The sequence below is a fragment of the Paenisporosarcina sp. P4_E4_2 genome (assembly GCF_056401595.1).
On sequence record NZ_JBFUJC010000384.1, the window covers coordinates 1 to 2,793 of the forward strand.

The following is a 2,793-nucleotide window of genomic DNA, read 5'->3' on the forward strand; positions in this document are numbered from 1 at the left end:
GCAAAATATAGTGCAATGGCGAATGAAATCAGTGAAATGATAAATACACTGAGTGCCATCCTTTTGTTGGATTTAGAAATTTCCGGGTGACGCAGTATCGTGAAAATCTTCCAGGAAAATGCGATGACGACAAGTATTAAAACAACATGTATCGGTTCCATTAGCCGACCACTATGTTCACAAGCTTACCAGGAATGGCAATGACTTTTTTGATTTCTTTTCCATCAAGAATTTCAATCACTTTTTCGTCTTGTAATACTGCTTTTTCCAACTCATCTTTTGTGAAGTCTTTACTAACGACCATTTTCGTGCGAACCTTACCATTGAATTGGATAGCCATTTCAATTTCGTTTTCCACTAGTTTGGATTCATCGAATGTCGGCCAAGCCACGTAAGAAATCGTTTCGCTGCCTCCAAGTTTTTCCCAAAGCTCTTCTGCCACGTGTGGTGCTACAGGAGCAAGTAGCTGAACGAATCCTTTTACATATTCAACAGGAATTTGTGGTGCTTTGTAAGCATCATTGATAAAGACCATCATTTGCGAAATCGCTGTGTTGAAACGGATTCCTTCGTAGTCTTCCGTCACTTTCTTCACTGTCTGATGATACACTTTTTCGAGTGTTCCATCATTTGACTCAACAATCTTACCGCTGATTGTACCATCTTCATTTACGAACAAGCGCCAGATGCGATCTAGGAATCGACGGGCACCGTCAAGTCCATTTTCTGACCACGCAATGGACGCATCCAATGGCCCCATGAACATTTCGTATAAACGAAGAGTGTCTGCACCGTGGCTTTCCACGATATCGTCAGGATTCACGACATTCCCTTTTGATTTGGACATTTTTTCGTTATTTTCGCCCAAAATCATTCCTTGGTTGTAAAGTTTTTGGAATGGTTCTTTAGTTGGCACAACGCCAATATCATACAACACTTTATGCCAGAAACGAGCGTAAAGTAAGTGAAGAACCGCATGTTCAGCTCCACCGATATAAATATCGACAGGCAACCATTGTTTAATCAATTCTGGGTCTGCGATGGCTTGATCATTGTTTGGWTCAATATAGCGCAGGTAATACCAGCAGCTACCTGCCCAGTTTGGCATTGTATTCGTCTCACGACGGCCTTTCATGCCCGTTTTCGGATCAACAACATTTACCCATTCGTCTATTTTAGCAAGTGGTGATTCACCTGTTCCACTTGGTTTAATATCATTAGATTTCGGTAAAATCAGTGGAAGTTCTGATTCATCAATAGCTGTTATTGAACCATCTTCCCAGTGAATTACAGGAATCGGCTCTCCCCAGTAACGTTGACGGCTGAATAACCAATCACGTAGGCGATATGTTACTTTCTTTTCGCCAGTTCCTTTTTCTTCAAACCAAGCAATCGCTTTTTCAATTGCTTCCGTTTTGTCCAGACCATTCAAGAAATCAGAGTTTACATGCTCGCCTTCTCCTGCATACGGTTCTTTTGAAACGTCTCCACCTGCAACGACTTCAACGATTGGAAGTTCAAACTGTTTGGCAAATTCATAGTCGCGTTCGTCATGTGCAGGAACAGCCATGATTGCGCCCGTACCATATGAAGCCAGTACATAGTCAGCAATCCAAATCGGCATTTTTTCTCCATTTACTGGATTAAGTGCATAAGCACCTGTAAACACACCTGTTTTGGATTTTGCTAAATCTGTACGCTCAAGGTCGCTTTTCAACTTCACAGATTCAATATATTTTTCTACCGCTTCACGTTGTTCGGCTACGGTAATATCTTTTACCAAAGCATGCTCGGGTGCTAGTACTGCATATGTTGCGCCAAAGATTGTATCCGGACGTGTAGTAAATGCACGGAATGAGTGCTCAGTGCAATCCACTTTGAATGTCAGTTCTGCTCCTTCTGAACGGCCAACCCAGTTACGTTGCATATCTTTAATGCTTTCTGGCCAATCCAGTTCATCCAAATCTTCGATTAAACGATCGGCATATGCTGTAATTTTCAGCATCCATTGCTTCATTGGACGTCTTTCAACAGGATGCCCTCCGCGTTCGGATTTCCCATCAATCACTTCTTCATTTGCAAGCACAGTTCCAAGTGCCGGGCACCAGTTCACTGCCACTTCATCCACATAAGCCAATCCTTTTTTATGTAGCTGAAGGAATATCCATTGCGTCCACTTGTAATAAGAAGGATCCGTTGTATTGATTTCACGTTCCCAATCATAAGAGAATCCAAGTTCCTGAATCTGACGTTTGAATGTTGCAATGTTTTTTGCCGTAAATTCAGCAGGGTCATTGCCTGTATCAAGAGCATATTGCTCTGCAGGCAAACCAAAAGCATCCCATCCCATTGGATGTAACACATTGTAACCTTGCATACGCTTGAATCGGCTCAAAATATCAGTTGCCGTATATCCTTCTGGATGACCTACATGCAGTCCTGCACCTGACGGAAAAGGAAACATATCCAAAGCATAAAACTTTGGTTTTGAAGAATCTTCCCCAGTTTTAAATGTTTTATTTTGATCCCAATACGTTTGCCACTTTTTTTCAATCTGTTGATGTTTAAAATTCATATCTTTTCCTCCTTAAAATAAAGGCTCTGTTAAACAATGCTGTTGATTTTCCGCAAAACAGCTACGCTTTCCTTGGGCGAGTGTCGAGCCTCCTCAGGCCAACAGGATGTTGGTCACGAAGGCGTTGCCACACGAGGTGGCGTTCCTAGCCTTCGTTCCTATATTCGCTTCTGGGGGGTCTCGACTGTCTCGCTTTCCCAAAGGAGTCTTCGCTGTTT

At 42.4% G+C, this 2,793-nt stretch carries 1 protein-coding gene; it reads right to left on the reverse strand.

From position 1 onward, the window contains the following. Window positions 1–160: 160 nt before the first annotated feature. The gene (gene leuS / locus AC1DSB_RS17490) at window positions 161–2,575 is read right to left on the reverse strand and encodes a leucine--tRNA ligase (protein ID WP_477587227.1); all 2,415 of its coding nucleotides are present in this window, start codon (window positions 2,573–2,575) and stop codon (window positions 161–163) included. Between the last annotated feature and the right edge of the window lie 218 nt (window positions 2,576–2,793).